Genomic DNA, 458 nt, shown 5'->3' on the forward strand with positions numbered 1-458 from the left:
GCTTTTCAAGCATCCCCATTTTGTTATCCGCAACCGGCGTCGCCTTTTTGTCACCACAAGACGTGCTAAAAAGGAACAGAGCGAGTAATGAAAAAATTATCGCTTTTTTCATTATTTTATTGCCTTCTATCGTTATTTTTTTCAACATTCATTTTATTTTTTCCCTCCACCACCAGCACAAACTCACCGCGAGGTTCGTGGGCTGTGAAATGAGTTATCAATTCTTGCAATGTGCCGTGCACCGTTTCTTCAAATTTTTTCGAAATCTCCCTCGAAACAGAAGCCAACCGGTCTTCTCCCAAAAAATCTGCCAACTGCGTTAGCGTTTTGACTACGCGAAACGGCGATTCGTAAAAAATCATTGTCCGCGTTTCCTCTACCAATGCCTCCAAACGGGTGTTTCGTCCTTTTTTTACGGGTAAAAATCCCTCGAAACAAAACCTGTCCATCGGCAATCC

General features: G+C 42.8%; 1 protein-coding gene. It reads right to left on the bottom strand.

Annotated features, from left to right (window positions below):
- Window positions 1-116: 116 nt before the first annotated feature.
- A partial coding sequence (gene rsmI, locus ASC50_RS04490) for a 16S rRNA (cytidine(1402)-2'-O)-methyltransferase (protein WP_420885210.1) occupies window positions 117-458 on the bottom strand: 342 nt, incomplete at its 5' end.

The sequence above is a fragment of the Candidatus Symbiothrix dinenymphae genome (assembly GCF_001431085.1).